The organism is Paenibacillus sp. JCM 10914 (assembly GCF_001315105.1).
Classification (GTDB): domain Bacteria; phylum Bacillota; class Bacilli; order Paenibacillales; family Paenibacillaceae; genus Paenibacillus_AQ.
Genome location: NZ_BAZR01000001.1, coordinates 505,178 through 524,110, shown reverse-complemented (window position 1 = coordinate 524,110; position 18,933 = coordinate 505,178). Strand labels below are relative to the sequence as shown.

Genomic DNA, 18,933 nt, shown 5'->3' with positions numbered 1-18,933 from the left:
GCCGCTCCTTTACGGCAGTCATCACATGAACTGCAGCGCTCAAAAGCGGATCCTCCAAGACCATTTTCGGAAACATGCCAAGACCGGTTTGCAGCTACTCCGGCTCTCTGTGCAAGGCAATCGATTCGTACTTATCTCTTCCTCGGATATACATATAATTTCTTACATTTTAATCAACGACAACACAACGTGTCAAGCGATGAAGTTCCTTAATTCTATGGCTACAGCATAAACAAATTTAAAGTAATTATGCGTGTAAATACCAAAGCGATCATTTACTGCTCTGCAGAGACATGCACTTCGTCCTTACGGGGCGGCACAAGATCAATGCCACCAGGATTAAAGGGGTGACACCTAGCGATTCGCCTGGCCGCAAGCAGGAGCCCTTCAAGGCGCCATGTACTTCGACCGCTTCCAGCGCATACGCCGAGCAGGTCGGATAGAAGCGGCATGTGGCCGGCTTGAGCGGCGAGATGAACTTCCGATAGAAATGGATCGGTACCTTCACAACCCTGCGTGCTGTGCTCATACTCGGGTGTCCCGCTTCCCTCCGCTTGTCGCAGATGTTGGGAATGTATTGTCCTTGCCGCAATCGCGGCAATACCCGAACACTTCGAACTTATGTTGAACGACTTGAAAGTCATCCGGCGTATCCGTCAGTTGCATCGGACAAAATGTAATCGGATACGTCTTCTGGCACTGCAAGCAAATCAGATGGTGATGGTGATTATCCTCGTTGCATCTTCCTCTAAATTTGATGCCTTCCTCAAATACGACCTGCTCCAACACACCTAGCTCGTACAATACCCGAAGATTGCGATACACCGTATCGAAACTTAAGCCGCTATATTTCTGGCCCATATACTCATATACATCCTTGGCGGTCAAATACCCGGAATTCTCTCCAAATAACTTGGCTAGTGTCTTGCGCTGATCGGTAATGCGCAGCCCATGTTCCGACATGGCGTCTATGATCTGTTCCGTCGTAAGCATACGCAATGACCTCCTGTTCTGTTCTAGATGATAATCGATCATCTCTCCTATTAATAATGCCTGAAAAACATGGCATCGTCAACGTAAGCCCTCCGCTCGTGCTTCAGCAGCATGGTCTCTAACACTTATAGCACCAAGCAATGAAAGGGCCGTTCGCTTACCATGTAAAATGGCAATCGAAACGGCCCTGAATGATAACAAGAGAATTAGTTCTTCATCTGCGGCAATGGCTGCAGCAAAATATTAACGGGCAAGCTGCTGCCAGGAGCTGCTGTAAACAATATTTCTACCGTTTGCTCGTAGTTCCCTGTTCGATACAGTACAGCGGCCTCGTTCGGAGCTGCCACCGCACCGTTACTCGTATTCGGGGTTTGAATGATGCTACCGTTGACCATCATTGCCCCCATATACCGACCGCCTCGCGGATTAAGTGTAATCAGTGTGTTCGGTGCCACACGATGCAGCTTAATCTTGTATAGTACTCCGAAGTTTCCGGCATTGGACTGAAAGGAACCATTAATGCCGTCATAGCCCTCCAGATTCGGATCATTCGTGCGATCTCCAATCGCGATCCGCGATGGCGTGTTGCCTACGAGTTCATACGATTCGATAATACGCGTAGCTTCAGGATAGGTTCCACGATTATGAACACCATCGCTTGGCAGCAACTTCAGATGCGGCAGCTTCTGGATTGGGTCCTTCACCTCATCGATCATGATCACATCGTACCGAATCGGTGAATTGGTATATAAATCAGCGAACAACGATACAACCTGTTGATCACGAAGCGATTGCGCGCTGATGTCCTGTAGAATCAACCGGCTCTCACCAGGTGCAAGATTAATCGTTCGAAATGAATTCGTGGATTGCATCGATTCCAAGTAGCGCTGTACGGATGCCTTACCGGTCGCAGTCGGGATTTCGCTTGGTCCAGCCATTCCCGTATACTCTGTCGTCAATCTGGCTGGCGTGGAATTAATATTCGTTGCCACTACATACATCTTCATGTTCTTGCCTGTAGCATTGCGATGATGAATCATGAACCGGGTGTTGCCGTTCCCTGTCTCCCGGTATACGATGCCTTCTTGATAGACCGTTTCCGGAGAGTTGCTGCGAATCAATAGACTTGGCTCAGAGCTTCTCACGATTGGGAGCAGGTTCCACGTCGCACCGTGGTGCCATCGAAGTTGTATTTATCACCGATGTCTGTAAACAACTGATTGAATTGGTCACGCGTATAGAGCAATTCGCTTGTAACGGTGATGTACTTCTCATAGCTGCTCGTTGCCCCTTGTTTGTCGGTTACAATTAACAGCACGCGATGCTGGCCTGATGTAAAGAAAGCTTGTTCGTTGTTTTCCCATCTGTACGTAAGCTCATCCCCAGGATCCCGATCGTAACTCTGGTTGATGTACTTAATTTTCTCCCCGATTCGGTACTCGGTTTTGTCCGTATCAAACATCGCCACTGGCGGCGTATTCGGCTCCGATACGTGAATGTTCAGCGAGAATGGTTCGCTCCACTCACCGCTTGAATCCTGAACGGAATACGTGACGGTATGAAGGCCTGCTTCCTCGAAAATATCCTGACGACCTTCCCAGTTCTCATTCACGATCGGCAATCCAGTTGGCGAGTACGAATTCGTTCTATAAGTTACCCGGGTTTGCCCTGCGAATATCTCTTGAGGCTGCACTGTAAATGAAGCGACCGGTTTAGAACTGATATTCAGAATGATGCGTTTATTGGGCTGGTCCAGTCGATAAGAGATATCGAGTGCCTGCGTGATGCTAGTCAGCGGCACCATGAAGGTGTTGTTCGTCTGATACGCGGCTCCCTTCATTGTTCTGCGCTCACCGTTTACCGTGTAGATGCTGCTGTTCGTCTTGAAGCGCAACTCGTCATTGCCGCGCATGATCACCGTTTCCTTCGTCCGGCTGTCATACGTAAGCTTCAAACCGACCCGATCCACCAAGGATCGAATAGCCACATAGGATACGCCTTGCTTCACGGCCATAGGCTGCCCAGCCGTATACGTCTTTCCGTTCTGATACATCTTGTCGCTGTTCATCATCAGAATGAGATCGTTAGGTCCAAGGTTCGGAATATTCGGTGCACCGTTCCCGTTTCCGCCGCCTGTACCTGGTTGACTACCGCCGCCATTGTTATTGCCCATTTTAGACAAGTCCAGAATGACCTTCTTCTCCGGCTGATTCACTGTATACGGGATGTCCAGCGCTTGTGTAATTGCCGTTAAAGGAACCATAAACACGTTGTTATTCTGATAGGCCGCACCTTTCATCGGTCGAACCTGCCCGTTCACTTTATAATTGCTGCTTCCTGTCGTAAAACGAAGTTCGTTGCCATCTTTCAAAATGATGGTTTCCTTCGTTGCATTATCATAAGAAAGGGTTAGCCCGGCACGCTCAACCATAGCACGAATCGCTACGTATGATACGCCGCTCTTAACGGCCATGGGCTGTCCAGCCTTGTATTGCTGTCCGTTGTGGTACATCACATTGCTGTTCATCAGAAGCACCAGCTCGTTCGGCGTTGCATTTGCTGCTCCAGCCTCCGAATCAACGGCAGACGAACCATTCACTGATGAATCTGTATCTGCCGGATCAGACGCTGGTTCTTCGGTTGTATCGGTTTGTCCTGGTTGCTCGGAAGGCTCAGCATCAGGAGCTGAATTGGGAGTCTGAGCAGGGTCTGCTTGTACATCGGTCGTTGCTGCTTCCGTCTGCTGCTCTGTCGGTTGCTGCTGCATTTCTGGCTGAGCTTGTCCCTCCACCGGGGATTGCAGCACCGAATTTCCAGATAGCGCCGGAGATAAGCTATCCGGGGATTCAGCTACCACGGGGATAGCCGTTGCTACCTGGGCCGCGGCAAGAACGGTGATCATCGAAATTCTTTTGAAATTCATCCTGTACTCCTTTAAATCTGTCAGTATAGTCTGTCTGCCTCTATTGGACATAGTATTAGACGCCAGCTTTCTACAAAAGTTGCTAAAATCCGATTTAAAAAATAGGAAAACCGGAGCATCCCATTCGTAGGAGACTCCGGTCCTATTGGCACTTATCTAATTATAGACATAGTCAGTTATGAACGCTCCACCCGATCGGATAGCTGTCATTAACCGCCACGGGCAATCGACCTTCCGGCTTGATGCTTCCAGCTAAGACGCCCGCAACTGCATCCATGTAATAAGGGGTATTCTCATAGCTGCACAGATAGGTTGGTACCTGGGCCAGATCAATAATATCGTAAGGATTCCGGGTAGCCACCACCACGAGGGTAACATCCTCGAGCTGAGCCAACTTATTCACCAGCTGCTGTTGGCCTTGAGGCAGACGACTTTCAGATGTATAAGTCGCCACTACAATTTGTTTATACCCTGCAGCAGCCTGAATCGTCTGCTCTACTTCTGCATCCGTCATATCGGTTCCAACACACAGATCGTCCACTTGATAGCCGAAGTTACGCAATGCATCACCGAGCGTATAGCGTTTACTCCACGCCTCGTCGACCTGCGTAGCGGCTAGCAGTTCTGGCCAGATCACCGCCATCGGTTCAGAATTCAGCGGCAACGGCCCTTCGTTCTTCACGAGCGTAACTCCTCTGCCAGCAATTTCAGCTAACAATTGTTTGGTCTCTTTCGTAACCTCGCCAATGGGATAAGACGGAAGCTGCTCCGAGATTTCAGCATTTCGCTGCTTTAACGCCAGGATTCGATTAACCGATGCGTCGATACGTTCCACGGATAATCGCCCGCTTCTTACCGCTTCGATCACCGCTGTAATGGCAGCGGTCTGCTCCGACAGGGTATGACTAACGAGGACGTTGTCCGCTCCAGCTTCGATCGCACGAATTGCTCCTTCCGGAATGCCGTATTCCTTCGAGATGGCATGCATCTCCAGACAATCCGTGACGATCAATCCTTGGAATCCCATCTCTTCTCTCAACAATCCAGTTAATACGGCATGGGATAATGTAGCTGGCAAATCACTGGATTCGATCGCCGGGAAGCTGACATGTGCCGTCATAATCGCATCTACGCCATACGAGATGGCTTGCGCGAACGGATATAGCTCAACACTGCGGAGACGATTCATGTCATGCGGGACGGAGGCTCTGCTAGATGGGAATCGACGCTCGTATCCCCATGTCCAGGAAAATGCTTGGCTGTAGCCGATACGCCTTCCTCCTGATATCCCTTGATCGCAGCTACACCCAGGGCAGCTACCGCTGCGGGATCTTCACCAAAGGAACGTACCCCGATGACCGGGTTGCGCGGATTGTTATTCACATCCAGGCATGGAGCAAAGTTCATATTCACTCCGAGCGAACGAAGCTCACGTGCTCCGATCTGGGCGACCTTGTAGGCATCTTCGACATTACCGGCCGCGCCAAGTGCCATATTGCCTGGTATCCGGCTAATGCCTCATGATCGATTCGGGCGACCATGCCGCCCTCTTGGTCGATCGAGAGAAAGAGCGGTGCTTTTTGCTGCTTCGTTGCCATCTCCTGCAGGGATGCGGACAACTCAGCGAGCTGAGGCAATGCCTGCACGTTACGGCGGAAATAACAAATGCCGCCTACCTGATATTGCTCGATCAGGATTTGTGCATGCTCATTCGGTACCAATGCATTGAATCCGCACGTAAACATCTGACCTACTTTTTGTTCCAACGTTAACTCGTTTGCCGTCCATTTCATGAATACTTAAACCTACTTTCATCTATGAATTCTGGGAGATCACACCGTTGCTTCGCTGGACATTTCGCGGAATTCCGAAGGGGTCATCCCCGTTGCCTTCTGAAATACCTTCGTGAAGTACCGGCGTTCGTGATAGCCGACAAATGAACCAATCTGCGCGATGTTTTTGTCACTGTTCGCAAGCAGGAACTTCGCCGCCTCCATCCGCTGTCTTGTCAAATACTCAACGAATGTAAGGCCGACATGATTCTTGAACAACAGGCAGAAATAACTGGAGCTGATACTTAAATGTTCCGATAGTTCCTCAATTCCAAGGTCTTGGCCCATATGCGTGTTGATGTACTCCAATGCGGCGGAGACGAGCTGCTCAGGCGATTTCTTGGCAGCTTCAGGATTGGGTGCTTCATCAATGAGCGAAACGGTGTTGTAATACTTCTCTTTCGCTTTCTTCTTGCGAATCTCCTCCCCAATCTCTCGAATCTTCATCTCCAGTTCGCCATAATGTATGGGTTTGCTTATATAATCTTTCACTCCGAGTTTGATCGCTTCGCGCGCGTATTCAAATTCCTGATAGCCGGTTAACAAGAATACTTCCGCCCGGCTCCCCATCTCCCGCACCTTCGTAATAAAAGATAATCCGTCCATAACCGGCATTCGGATGTCCGATAGAATGAGGTCCGGATGATGCTGCTCTGTCAGCTCAAGCGCCTCCATCCCGCTGCGGGCAAGTCCTACCACCTTCATGCCCATATCCTCCCAAGGCAGCACCTTGTTCAGATTGTTTAGAATCGGAGCTTCATCATCCACCAATAATACCTTCATCATTCTGCTCTTCCCCCTGTCGTAATTGGTATAACGCATTGGATTACGGTTCCGCCTGGACGGCTGGAACAGATAAACAGTCCATAGTAATCACCGTACTGAATTCGAATACGGTCCGCGACGCTGCGGAGCCCGAGCCCGCGACGCTCTTGATTTACTTTTAGGTTCTGCATCGTAGCTTGTCGCGACACATCGTCCTCCGGTATCATGTATTCGAAAGTGGATAACTGCTCGGACGTCATGCCAAGGCCGTTGTCTTCCACTCGGATCATGACATTACCGAGTTCTTTCCAGGCAGATATGCGAATCCAGCCGGTATAAGATATCCCTTCGAATCCATGCTGAATGCTGTTCTCCACGAGTGGCTGCAGGGTAAGCTTCAGGATACGGCTGTTTAGAAGATCCTTCGGCACATCGATCTCATATTCAAATACGTCCTCGAAACGGAATTTCTGAATTTCGAGGTAACTCTGCAAATGTTTGATCTCTTCCTCCAGCGTGATCTCTTCCCGATCCTGTATGCTAATGCGCAGGATGCTCGCCAGACGGTACACCATTTCGCTTACCTTACGTCCTTCATTCTGGATGGCCAGCACATTGATCGATTCAAGTGTATTGAACAGGAAATGCGGTTTAATCTGGGCTTGCAGCACACGCATCTCCGCCTCAGTCTTCTGTCGTTGCTCCTTCTTGATCTGACCAAACAGATTGTTGATCCGATTCATCAAATTGTTAAAGCCCTGGGATAGAAGCAGCAGCTCATCCTCGCCCTTCTCTTCGACTCTGGCATTCAAATCGCCGTCCTCCACCCGCCGCATAAATCTGACGATAACCGCAATCGTTCCTGTAATGCGGTTCATGAACAGCCGATTGAACACGATCGCTGTCACGAGACAGATGCCCATGATCACAAAGAACCATTTAGCGAAGGACGTGACTTCCTGGGACAAAGAGTGCCAATCTGTGATCGAGACGAGATTCCAGTCATAATCCTTCAGATGGTAGACGGAAACGATATTTTCCTTACCATTGAACTTGGCTTTAAAGCTCTGATAACCTCGCTGGAACTCCACGTTTCGTTTCATGTACTGACTGATGTTCTGACCGTCCATACTGTTCTGCGGATCAAACAATATTAAGCCGTCGTTGTTAACCACCATAAAGGAAGTGTTCTGGATATTGTTTGGAATTGTCAGATTCCGAAAGATCTCCTCGAACTCCCACTTCTTGATCTGCACGACGAGGATACCAAGCTTGCGCAGAGTCGAAACATCCTTAATAAGCCGAATCTGCGTGAATACCGGGTCTGCGCCCGTCAGTTCAGGGAATTCATGCGGAGCCAGCCATTTCGGTATGCCGTTCAACTCGACGACTTCCTCATACAGAGGGCTGTTCTTAAACTCCTTATACGGCAACGTTCGAAAGTTCTCTTTACTGAAAATCGGTATCGGCGGTTTCTCTTGGCTGAAATGGTACAAAAAAGCATAGCTGATCGCAGGATGGTTATACAACAAATTCCGGAAGCTGCGCTGCCTCTCATTCAGATTCAACTGCTCGGAGTCGGTTATCAGGTTCTGGGAATATGGATCCTTGGCGTTAAGAGCCATCGCAAAGACCGAAGTCGCGATGCCGTTATCCGTCACATACTCCATCTCCTTGAAGACATTCAGCAGACTGTAGCTGATCGCCTTGAGTGAGTATTCGGCCTGCTGACTGTACTTTTTCTCAATTGAATTATAGGTGATGAAAAAAGTGAAAAGACCGAGTACAAATAAGGGAATAATGATAAGCCCGAGAAATGCCGTAAACAATTTGTTACGTAAATTCATGCGCATGCTCCTGCTCCGTAAATTACCCCTTAACACTTCCTGCGGTGACTCCTTCAATTATTTTCTCTTGAAGAACTGCATAGATGATTAGGACAGGCAGCACGCTGAATACGATTCCGGCCGACATCTGGGCATAGTTCATATTGTAAGCGTCTCTGAAGCCGACCATGCCGACAGGGAGCGTTCTCAGTTCATCGCTGGAGAGGAAATAGTTAGCGAGCAAGAATTCGTTCCAGTTGCCTAGGAAGTTAATGATAAATACGGTAACAATTGCCGGAACGGTTAGAGGTAAGATAATCTTAACAAACAACCCCGGAGACCTCAATCCATCTATTACCGCGGCTTCCTCAATTTCGCCTGGCAGCGAACGCATGAATGCTGCCAGAATAATAACCGAGAATGGTATGGCGTTGGCTACATAAGGCAGAATTAAGGCCATATGCGTATTCAGAATGTCCAGTCGCGACATTAACCCGTAAATGGGCAGCAGAAGCGAGTTGTTCGGAATGAGCATCCCAATCAAGATACATTGAAAAATAATGGCGCTGATCCGGTTGTAACGCATCCTGGTCACAGCAAACGCCAGCATCGCTGCAAACAGGATCGACAAGCAGGCCGATAGCACACCGATGTATAAACTATTCAGGAAGTAGGTACTGATCTTCGCATTCACCCACGCATTCACGTAGTTATCAAAGACGAAAGTGCTCGGCAGGCCGAACGGATTGGTGGCAATCGATTGGTTATCCGTCTTCACAGAGGAGAACAATACGAACAGGAACGGATACAAGATGGTGAGCAGATAAGCCATCAAGAATATATGCGGAATCAGTCTCTTTATCGCCCTCATCAGTATTCAACCCTTTCGTTACGCCGTGCAATCAGAACCTGATATAGCACTGTAATGATCATCGTAAAGATAAAGATCAGTACAGCAATCGAATTGCCGAAGCCGTGCTTGAAGCTGGTTATCGCATAGCGGATCATATAGGTCGCCATGACGTCGGTCGAACCGGCTGGACCACCTTTTGTCATCACAAGTATAATGTCCGCTGCTTTCATCGCGCCCGCGATGGACAACATGATGACAACAGAGATAATCGGCATGATTAGCGGCAGTGTGATTTTTGTTGCCCGCTGCATGCCGGTAGCTCCATCGATCGCAGCTGCTTCATCAAGCTCCTTCGGAATGGAGATGATAGCGGCAAGCACCATCACGATGTAAAACCCGGTCCATTGCCAGGCGTTCGTAATCAGAATGGCAAGCATGGCCCACTTGCGATCGGATAACCAATAGATCGGCTCAATGCCAACCAAGCCGAGCAGCTCATTCATCAATCCAAAATCCGGATTGTAGATGAAGCCCCACAGTATGCCGATCACGGCTGTCGACATAATAGATGGAGCGAACACCGCTGTTTTATATAGCCCCTTCAGTCGCTTCACATTAGCGATGAGCAGTGAGAAGATGACGATGACCGGTACCTGAAGCAGGCAGGAGAACAAAATAAAGTACACGTTATTTCGCACAGACTTCCAAAAAGCAATATCGTGAACAGCCGTCGTGTAATTATCGAATCCGATATAGGTTACATCCTTGGATATCCCATTCCAACTCGTGAAGCTGTTATCAATAGCCGTAAAGATCGGATAAATAAAAAACGCCAGGAATAAAACGAATGCCGGCAGCACAAAAACGATGTATATCAGCGGGTTTCGCAACGCCTTGTTCATGGTAACCTCCAGGTCTGAATCGTTGGATTAGACGAAAGGGCGCCCCCCATGATCAGCAGTGGCGCCCATATCGTCTCTTATGCTATTAAGCGCTTACTCCTCTGCTGCGTTTGCAGCTTCCTGTGCCGCCTGTACGTTCTCGAGCATCTTCTGGGCGTCAAGTTCGCCGCCGATTACCTGCTGGATTCCCATGCTGAGCGCCGTATTCACGTCAGCTTGAACAAGTGCATCAAACGCCGGGAAGGACTTGTCAATCTCGCTGACTGCCTTGAAAATATCCTGCATGAGCGGATCATCGGATGTGGAATTCATTGTGTCCAAATCCATCTTCATCGCTGGCAGCACGCCATCTTCCTTCAAACCGCGCAGTTGCATCTCGTCGGTCCACATATTCTTGATGAATTCCTTCACCGCTTGAAGCTTGCGCGGGTCATTGTTCACGGCAGCGGAGAAGCCGTAACCATTATTCGCATCCTGCATCACGACAATCGGATCACCGACATTCACTGGAGGCAGATTGAAATATCCGATCTTGCCTACCATGTCGCCTGCTTGTGCAGCGTCTCTAAAGACGGAGTTCGCCCAAGACCCGTCCATCATCATCATGGCTTCACCAGAGATGATCTGATTTCTCATGTCGGCATATTCAAAGCCCAATTCGCCTTTTTTGAAGTAGCCTTTTTCCACCCATTCCTGGTGTTTCTTCACGCCTTCAACGACTTTCGGATCCGTCCACTTGGTCTCTCCGGTCTTGAAGCCGTATGTTACTTCTGCCCCTGCATAGTAGCTCCACAAATTGTTCGTTGTCATGAGCGGAATCCAGGCATCCTTAGAAGATTGGGCAAATGGAATTTTGCCGTCTGCCTTAATCGTCTCTGCGATTTGCTCCAGCTCCGCTAATGTTTGGGGAACCGAGAGGCCTTTTTGCGCGAAATAATCCTTGTTATAGAAAATCCCTTCAATCGAACCGCCGATCGGCAATCCGTAGATCTTTCCGTCATGGGTAAACGGATCCAATGTTGTAAATTTGTCTTTAATGCCAAGCTCTTCAAGAATTGGAGTCAAGTCAAGCATCAATCCTTCCTTGGCATAAACGCCGGCGTCCGGGCTGCCGAACACATCGAATACTTCAGGTGGTTTGCCTGCGGCCATCTCTCCCCGCAGTTTCTCTTTACGGTTTACCTCGGAATCGACTGCATCCAGCTTGATCTTGAGTCCCGGAACAGCGGCTTCGGTTTTACTGACTACATCGTTAAGAAGTGCCAGACGGAATTTCTTGGACTCTCCTACTTGGGTATGGCGGATCGTAATTTCAAACGGCTCGTTGCTGTCCGCTCCCCCAGTTCCTGATGCATTCCCGGAACCCTTGTCTCCGCATGCAGACAATAGCGTAGATGAAACAAGTAAAAGCGACATCCATAATGCAAGACCCTTTCTCTTCATCTTACTTGACCCTCCCCATGTATATATTCACTTCATGTCTCCATTATAGAAAGCGATTGCAATAAAGAATAGGTTGATATTTATCTAGGAGAGGGGCAATATTGTCTAATAAAAAAATAACCTTCCCTGAAAAGGGAAGGTTATCATGAATCATCTGATCCTATTGTCATGCATTATACTCCAAGCATTTATACTTCACCTATAAGCTGATATGCACGTGTTATCTGATCCGAAGAAGGGGAAGGAACGCCTTTCAGCGGATACATGAGGCCCAATTGCTCCCACTTATATATACCCATCTGATGATACGGCAGTATCTCAAATTTCTCCACACCATCTAGAGTTCGTATATACTGACCTAACGCCATCAAGTCTGCTTCATGATCATGAATACCGGGAACATACACATGGCGGATCCACATCTTCCGATTATGATCGGACAACCAGCGTGCCGTCTTCAAGGTTCGTTCATTGGATTTGCCTGTCAGCTCGATATGCTTCTCATCATTGATATGCTTTAAATCAAGGAGAACCAGATCCGTATAATCGAGCAGCTCCGATATCTTCTCCGGCTCACTGTACCCATTGCAGTCCAGTGTAGTGTGCAGATTCCAGCGCTGCTTCACTGCCTTGAACAGTTCAGTTACAAAAGGATACTGCAGCGTCGGCTCGCCTCCAGAAACCGTAATCCCGCCCCCTGAAGAACGATAATAGATTATATAGGGTTCTATCTCATCCAACACTTTCTCTACCGTCATTTCATAACCCTCGTTCAGTCCCCAGGTATCCGGATTGTGACAGTACTGACATCTCAGCAAGCAGCCCTGCATGAAAAGGACAAAGCGGATACCCGGACCATCCACCGTTCCGAACGTTTCTATGGAATGTATATGACCTTTGAGCATGGGAGTCATCCTTTCTATATCCGCAATTTGTCGATTAAATCCAAGGTTACATGGAGCCGTGGAAAGTACGATGGATGACGTCCAGCTGTTGTTCGCGCGTAAGCTTGACGAAATTGACCGCATAGCCTGACACACGCACTGTCAATTGTGGGTAATTCTCTGGATGCTCCATCGCGTCGATGAGCTGCTCCCGATCGAATACGTTGACGTTCAGATGATGGGCATCGCTGCCGAAATAGCCATCCATCATGCAACCAGATTGCTCACGCCTGCCGAATGTTCTTTCCCTAGCGCGCCCGGTACGATGGAGAACGTGTTGGAGATACCGTCCAAACTATCCTCGTACGGAAGCTTCGCTACCGAGGCCAGCGAGGCCAGCGCCCCCTTGCGGTCCCGTCCATGCATCGGATTCGCTCCCGGCGCGAACGGCTCGCCAGCTTTGCGCCCGTCCGGCGTAGTGCCGGTCTTCTTGCCGTAAACCACGTTGGACGTAATGGTCAGGACCGATTGCGTCGGCATCGCGTCGCGATAGGTGCGGTGCTTGCGGATCATGCCCATGAAGGACTCCACCAGCATGATCGCAATGCTGTCGACCCGATCGTCGTTATTGCCGTAACACGGGAAGTCTCCGGTAATTTCAAAATCGACCGCGATTCCCTGCTCGTTCCGAATCGGCCTTACGCTCGCATGCTTGATCGCACTGAGCGAGTCCGCTGCTACGGACAGCCCGGCGATGCCGCAGGCCATCGTCCGCAGAATATCCCTATCGTGCAGCGCCATTTCAATCCGTTCGTAGCTATATTTATCATGCATATAATGAATCACGTTGAGCGTGTTCACGTAAAGCTTGGCCAGCCATTCCATCATCGGCTTGAATCTCTTCATGACGGCCTCGTAATCAAGAACTTCGTCCGTGATCGGCGGATATTCCGGCCCGACCTGGGCGCCGGACTTCTCGTCCTTACCCCCGTTAATCGCATACAAGAGTGCTTTGGCCAGATTGGCTCTCGCCCCAAAGAATTGCATTTGCTTGCCGATGCGCATGGCAGAGACGCAGCAAGCAATTCCATAATCGTCCCCGAAGATCGGACGCATCAGATCATCGTTCTCATATTGTATGGAGCTGGTTTCGATTGAGACTTTAGCACAGTATTTCTTGAAACCTTCCGGCAATTTATCAGACCAGAGCACGGTCAGATTCGGTTCGGGGGCAGGACCGAGATTGTACAGCGTGTGCAGGAAGCGGAAGCTATTCTTGGTAACCCTTGTCGTGCCGTCCATCGACATGCCGCCGATCGACTCCGTCACCCAGGTCGGATCGCCGCTGAACAACTCGTTATAGTCCGGCGTCCGCAGAAACTTCACGATCCGAAGCTTCATCACAAAGTGGTCTACCAGTTCCTGTGCCGACTGCTCGGAAAGCTTGCCGCTGGCAAGGTCGCGTTCGATGTAGATATCCAGGAAGGATGATACTCGGCCGAGGGACATCGCCGCCCCGTTCTGCTCTTTGATCGCGGCCAAGTAACCGAAATACAGCCATTGAAATGCCTCCTTGGCGTCAGTCGCAGGCTCCGAGATGTCGAACCCGTGCATGGCCGCCATCACCTTCAATTCCTCCAACGACCGAATCTGCTCGGATATCTCTTCCCGCAAACGAATGGTCGGCTCATCCATGACATCGGTCTCCAGTTCGCCAAGCTCCCTCATCTTGTCTTGAATCAGGAAGTCTACGCCATACAGCGCTACCCGGCGATAGTCGCCAATGATGCGTCCCCGCCCATAAGCATCCGGCAATCCTGTAATGATCCCGGCCTTGCGGGCCGCTCTCATCTCGGCGGTATAGGCGTCGAACACGCCCTGGTTATGCGTCTTGCGAATATTCGTGAACATATCCACCACGTCCTGCGGTATCTCGAACCCGTAGGCATGGCAAGCATCAATCATCATTTTGATGCCGCCGAATGGTTGAATCGATCGTTTGAAAGGCTCATCGGTCTGAACGCCGACAATCTGCTCCTTATGTTTATCCAAATAGCCGGGTTGGTGGGAAGTGATGGTCGAAGGCGTATGGACGTCTACATCCAGAACCCCGCCGTTATCCCGTTCTTTCTTGGTCAACTCCGATACGATATCCCACAATACCTTGGTGTTATCCGTGGGTCCCGCTAAAAATTGCTCTGAGCCGTAATAAGGGGTCATGTTTGCTGCAATGAATTCATTAACGTCAATGCGTCTGGTCCATTTCCCTGATGTAAACCCTTTCCAGCCCGCCTTTTCAATCACCGACATATTGAATCCCTCCTATATTATGCTGCGGCTCGCAGGACGGGCGGGGGCACGCATTGATCCATCTCAGATCTTAATGTGAATAATTTCACGATCAATGTTACTTCTTCCCCCGCCATGTGTCTGCAAGTTTCAATATCGAAGATCTGAGATTCAACAACTCTGCTCTACACCTATATTGTAATCCTGTTGCTTATCGAAATATGTGATATTAATCACAAATTAATGGTTTTTCGTGATTTTTATCACTCTGACACTACCCTGCGCTAGAATCGGCCGTAGAATGCGTTCCTGTACACGTCCGCCAGTTCAGACACCAGCGGCAGCTTCGGATTGCTGGTCGTGCATTGGTCTTCGAAAGCCCGGTCCGCCAAATGTGCGACCCGTTTCTCGAAATCTTGAGGATCGAAGCCGAGCTGTTGGAACGATTCCTCGATACCGAGCTTGCCGTTCAGCTCCCGAATGGCGGCGATCAGGCTGCCCACGCCCTCTTCCGTCGTTCTGGCCGGCAGCCCGAGGATCCGCGCGATTTCCGCATATCTCTCGTCGGCCACGAAGTGAGTGTACTTGGGCCAGGCCGCGAATTTCGTCGGCTTCTTGGCGTTGTAACGAATGACGTGAGGCATCAGGATCGCGTTGGTTCGTCCGTGCGCCGTATGGTACTGTCCGCCCCATTTATGAGCCAAGCTGTGGTTGATGCCAAGGAACGCATTCGCAAAAGCCATGCCTGCTAACGTCGAAGCATTATGCATTTTCTCGCGGGCGAGTTTGTCGCCGGTTAAGGCCGATGGCTCAAGATACTGGAACACCAGTTGAATGGCCTTGATGGCGAGCCCATCCGTATAATCATTCGCCAGCACCGACACGTAGGCTTCGATCGCATGCGTCAGCACGTCCATCCCGGTATCGGCCACCGCGGTTTTCGGTAAGGTGTATACGAATTCCGGGTCGATGATAGCTACGTCCGGCGTTAGCTCGTAGTCGGCCAACGGGTACTTGGTATGTCCCTGTATTTTGTCTGTGATGACGGCGAACGAAGTCACTTCCGAGCCCGTTCCCGACGTGGTCGGAATCGCCACGAACTTCGCCTTCCGTCCAAGCTTCGGATATTTATATACCCGTTTGCGGATATCCATGAATTTTTGCTTCAGATCGTTGAAATCCGTATCCGGATATTCGTAGAACAGCCACATCGCTTTGGCCGCATCCATCGGCGATCCACCGCCGAGGGCGATGATGCAGTCCGGCTGGAATCGCTCCAGCAGCTCTGTTCCGCGTTCTACGGTCGTCGTCGAAGGATCGGGCTCCACATCCGAGAAGACCTCGATGACTACAGGCACTCTGCGCTGGCGCAGATAGTGCTCTACGCGCTCCACGTAACCCAGCTTCACCATTACGGGGTCGGTCACGATCGCGACGCGGGTGATGTCCGGCATTTTCGCCAGATACTGCGTGGAGCCTTTTTCGAAATAAATTTTATCCGGCACTTTAAACCACTGCATGTTCACGGTTCTGCGGTTCACCCTTTTCACGTTGATGAGATTGACGGCCGTCACGTTCGACGAAGTGGAGTTGCGGCCGTACGAACCGCAGCCGAGCGTCAACGACGGCAGGTTCGTGTTATAGATGTCCCCGATCCCACCTTGCGAGGAAGGCTGGTTGACCAGGATGCGGCACGTCTTCATGCGGTCCGAGAACTTCATGATGACGTCCTCATTGTGGGAGTGGATGACCGACGAGTGGCCCATGCCGCCGAAAGCAACCATCTCTTCGGCACGCGTAATGCCTTCCTCCGCGTCTTTCGCCTTGTAACAGGCCAGAACCGGGCTCAATTTTTCGGCAGACAGCGGATAGGCAGGACCGACTCCCGCAAGCTCCGCGACCAGGATCTTGGTGTCCTCCGGCACCTCGAAGCCGCAGGTTTCGGCAATCTTGGCTGCCGGCTGTCCGACGATGGCCGGATTGACCGCGCATTTCTCGGCTACCATGGCATGCGCATTCAGCTTCGCCAGCTCTTCCTTGTTTACAAAATAGCAGCCGCTCGCGGTCATCTTTTTTTTCACCGTTTGATAGATCGGCTCCTCGATAATGACGGCCTGCTCGGAAGCGCAGATCATGCCGTTATCAAACGTCTTGGACAAGATCAAATCGTTCACCGCTTGATCGATATCCGCACTCTTCTCGATGAAACACGGCACGTTGCCTGGTCCTACGCCGAGGGCAGGCTTACCGCAGCTGTATGCGGCTTTCACCATCGCGGAACCGCCCGTGGCCAAGATGCAGGCGACATCGGGGGAATTCATCAGCGCGTTGGTTTTATCCATGGAAGGCGCTTCGATCCATTGGATGCAATCGGCCGGGGCACCTTGCTTCACGGCCGCGTCCCGCAGGACCATCGCCGCTTCTCTACTGCATACGTGTGCGGACGGATGAAAGCCAAAGATGATCGGGTTTCTTGTTTTCATGGCTATGAGCGCTTTGAATATCGTCGTTGAGGTCGGATTGGTTACCGGGGTAATTCCCATGATGATGCCGATCGGCTCCGCAATGTTTTGAAAGCTGTCATAGGCGTTGTCTTCGATGATCCCCACGGTTTTGTTGTACTTGATGCTGTTGTGAATGTACTCCGCTGCATACAAATTCTTGATGATCTTGTCTTCGTATACGCCGCGCCCGGTTTCCTCCACCGCCAACTTGGCGAGCCGCATATGGTTCTCGATGGCGGTAAGGGCCATCGCCTGCACCATTCCGTCAACCTGCTCCTGATTCAAAGACATGAATTTCTCTTGTGCCCGGTTGGCTTTGTCCACCAGATCTTGAATGTGTGCCGCTGCCGTTTGCCCTTTCGCTTCGACCTTTTCTTTGCTCACAGCCATCTCTCTCATCCTCCTATGCTTTTTTTTCATCGTCTACGCTTCGATCGTAACACAACCAAAACCAAATTTATGTGAATTTTTTCACAACAATAAAATCGGCTTTTTTTGTGTGATTGATATCCTTCTTCCCTCTCTCACAAGTGAAAGAGATCACAATGTTTGAAAATTCGCCATGATTTCCCTCCCCGCAAGCCACTCAAGTGAATGTTTTCACGTTATAATTGAATTATAGATAGAACAGACCCCATTCGAGGATGATAAAGGAGATACCGATATGAAAACTGTGGATCGGCTTGTGGAAATGGATACCAGAGGAAACACACAGGGCTTCTCGGAACAGAATCGTAATCGTCTGCTCGACACCATGAAGGAAAGAATATACCCTGAAGGCTCGCACCTGTTCTGGGAGAGAGACTTCGCTGATAAGTTGTATTATGTGAAAAAGGGTCGCGTCAAAATAACAAAATCTACGGACGAAGGCAAAGAGCTTATACTATACATGCATCATCCAGGCGACATGGCCGGGCAAGCCGATCCATTCTTCGGCACTAGCCATAGCTTCTCGGCAGAGGTGATGGAAGACAGTGTTGTAGGTGTCATTGATCATAAGGATTTACAGATGCTGATCTGCCAGCATTGTGATTTTGCCATTGATTTCATGAAGTGGATGGGCGTCTACCACCGAATCACCCAAACGAAATTCCGTGACCTGATGATGTACGGCAAGCCGGGTGCTTGGCTTCAACTCTTATCCGTCTAGGAAATACGTATGGCCAGCCCCATGCGGATGATTCAATTCTCATTCATAAGAAGATCACGCATACGGATCTCTCCAACATGATTGGCGCTACTCGCGAAAGTGTAAATCGGATGCTTAGTGATCTGCGTAAAAAGGAAGTCATTGAATATACCTCGGGTATGATCATTATTAAAAATCTATCGATGCTGCAGGAAATATGCCACTGCGAGCTCTGTCCGAACGAGATATGTCGAATCTGATGTTCCCCATCTATTTACGAATTAGTGTTAGTCAGCATCATGTGTATAATATGCGACGCATTGCCCACAATAAGGCTTGTCTCTCCAAACCCACATAAAAGGAGTGCTCAGCATGCGTGAAGGTCTGATCCCTGCTGTTCTTGGAACTGTAGTATCTGCTTCAGGTGCCGCTCTGCTTAGCAGCAAGTACAAACTTGCCGCGACCGGTATTCTTGGCTTTGGCCTGGCTCATATTGTGCTCGGTGCAATTGACCTCGTAGAACGCCGGTAACGGAATGGAAGACAGAATTACAGGCTGTCCTGACTCGGGTTCAACCGAGAGGACAGCCT

Annotated in this window: 11 protein-coding genes, 4 pseudogenes and 1 other annotated feature (1 of these 16 running past the window's edge); of the genes and pseudogenes, 2 read left to right on the top strand and 13 right to left on the bottom strand. The window is 49.9% G+C overall.

All coding sequences use genetic code 11. The features are described 5' to 3' along the window. Window positions 1-152: a binding site (T-box leader), on the bottom strand (it extends 105 nt beyond the left edge of the window). 123 nt (window positions 153-275) lie between these two features. The 13 genes and pseudogenes from yidD to adhE form a co-directional block, all read right to left on the bottom strand. Next, a pseudogene (gene yidD / locus JCM10914_RS02365) lies at window positions 276-529 on the bottom strand (membrane protein insertion efficiency factor YidD). Beyond that, complete coding sequence (locus JCM10914_RS02360) at window positions 526-993, bottom strand: Fur family transcriptional regulator (RefSeq protein WP_023956973.1); 468 nt, start codon at window positions 991-993, stop codon at window positions 526-528. The pseudogene yidD and the gene JCM10914_RS02360 overlap by 4 nt, the downstream one beginning before the upstream one ends. Before the next feature lie 206 nt (window positions 994-1,199). Next, the gene (locus tag JCM10914_RS29630; RefSeq protein ID WP_231638460.1) at window positions 1,200-2,138 is read right to left on the bottom strand and encodes a hypothetical protein; all 939 of its coding nucleotides are present in this window, start codon (window positions 2,136-2,138) and stop codon (window positions 1,200-1,202) included. Then, a complete protein-coding gene (locus tag JCM10914_RS02355; protein ID WP_023956969.1) occupies window positions 2,135-3,916 on the bottom strand; it encodes a stalk domain-containing protein in 1,782 nt (593 codons plus the stop codon). Before JCM10914_RS02355 ends, JCM10914_RS29630 begins: the two co-directional genes overlap by 4 nt. A gap of 156 nt (window positions 3,917-4,072) precedes the next feature. Then, window positions 4,073-5,709: pseudogene (locus JCM10914_RS02350) on the bottom strand (glycoside hydrolase family 3 protein). A gap of 39 nt (window positions 5,710-5,748) precedes the next feature. Next, window positions 5,749-6,534: a response regulator gene (locus tag JCM10914_RS02345; RefSeq protein WP_023956961.1), complete on the bottom strand. Its 786-nt coding sequence runs from the start codon at window positions 6,532-6,534 to the stop codon at window positions 5,749-5,751. Continuing rightward, complete coding sequence (locus JCM10914_RS02340; protein ID WP_023956959.1) at window positions 6,531-8,360, bottom strand: sensor histidine kinase; 1,830 nt, start codon at window positions 8,358-8,360, stop codon at window positions 6,531-6,533. The genes JCM10914_RS02345 and JCM10914_RS02340 overlap by 4 nt, the downstream gene beginning before the upstream one ends. A 22-nt stretch (window positions 8,361-8,382) precedes the next feature. Continuing rightward, window positions 8,383-9,210: a carbohydrate ABC transporter permease gene (locus JCM10914_RS02335; protein WP_023956956.1), complete on the bottom strand. Its 828-nt coding sequence runs from the start codon at window positions 9,208-9,210 to the stop codon at window positions 8,383-8,385. Then, window positions 9,210-10,094 carry a carbohydrate ABC transporter permease gene (locus JCM10914_RS02330; protein WP_023956954.1) on the bottom strand — a complete coding sequence of 295 codons (885 nt, stop codon included), beginning with the start codon at window positions 10,092-10,094 and terminating at the stop codon, window positions 9,210-9,212. The genes JCM10914_RS02335 and JCM10914_RS02330 overlap by 1 nt, the downstream gene beginning before the upstream one ends. Before the next feature lie 93 nt (window positions 10,095-10,187). Next, window positions 10,188-11,537: an ABC transporter substrate-binding protein gene (locus JCM10914_RS02325; RefSeq protein ID WP_023956952.1), complete on the bottom strand. Its 1,350-nt coding sequence runs from the start codon at window positions 11,535-11,537 to the stop codon at window positions 10,188-10,190. A 188-nt stretch (window positions 11,538-11,725) separates the two neighbouring features. Further along, window positions 11,726-12,442 carry a pyruvate formate-lyase-activating protein gene (gene pflA / locus JCM10914_RS02320; RefSeq protein WP_023956950.1) on the bottom strand — a complete coding sequence of 239 codons (717 nt, stop codon included), beginning with the start codon at window positions 12,440-12,442 and terminating at the stop codon, window positions 11,726-11,728. Between the two features lie 46 nt (window positions 12,443-12,488). Beyond that, window positions 12,489-14,731 (bottom strand): annotated as a pseudogene (pflB, locus tag JCM10914_RS02315) (formate C-acetyltransferase). Window positions 14,732-14,994: 263 nt separating this feature from the next. After that, window positions 14,995-17,604 carry a bifunctional acetaldehyde-CoA/alcohol dehydrogenase gene (adhE, locus tag JCM10914_RS02310; protein ID WP_023956943.1) on the bottom strand — a complete coding sequence of 870 codons (2,610 nt, stop codon included), beginning with the start codon at window positions 17,602-17,604 and terminating at the stop codon, window positions 14,995-14,997. Between the two features lie 274 nt (window positions 17,605-17,878). Here adhE and JCM10914_RS02305 point away from each other — a divergent pair. After that, a pseudogene (locus tag JCM10914_RS02305) lies at window positions 17,879-18,603 on the top strand (Crp/Fnr family transcriptional regulator). Window positions 18,604-18,715: 112 nt separating this feature from the next. Next, window positions 18,716-18,874 carry a hypothetical protein gene (locus tag JCM10914_RS02300; protein WP_023956937.1) on the top strand — a complete coding sequence of 53 codons (159 nt, stop codon included), beginning with the start codon at window positions 18,716-18,718 and terminating at the stop codon, window positions 18,872-18,874. Window positions 18,875-18,933: the final 59 nt, after the last annotated feature.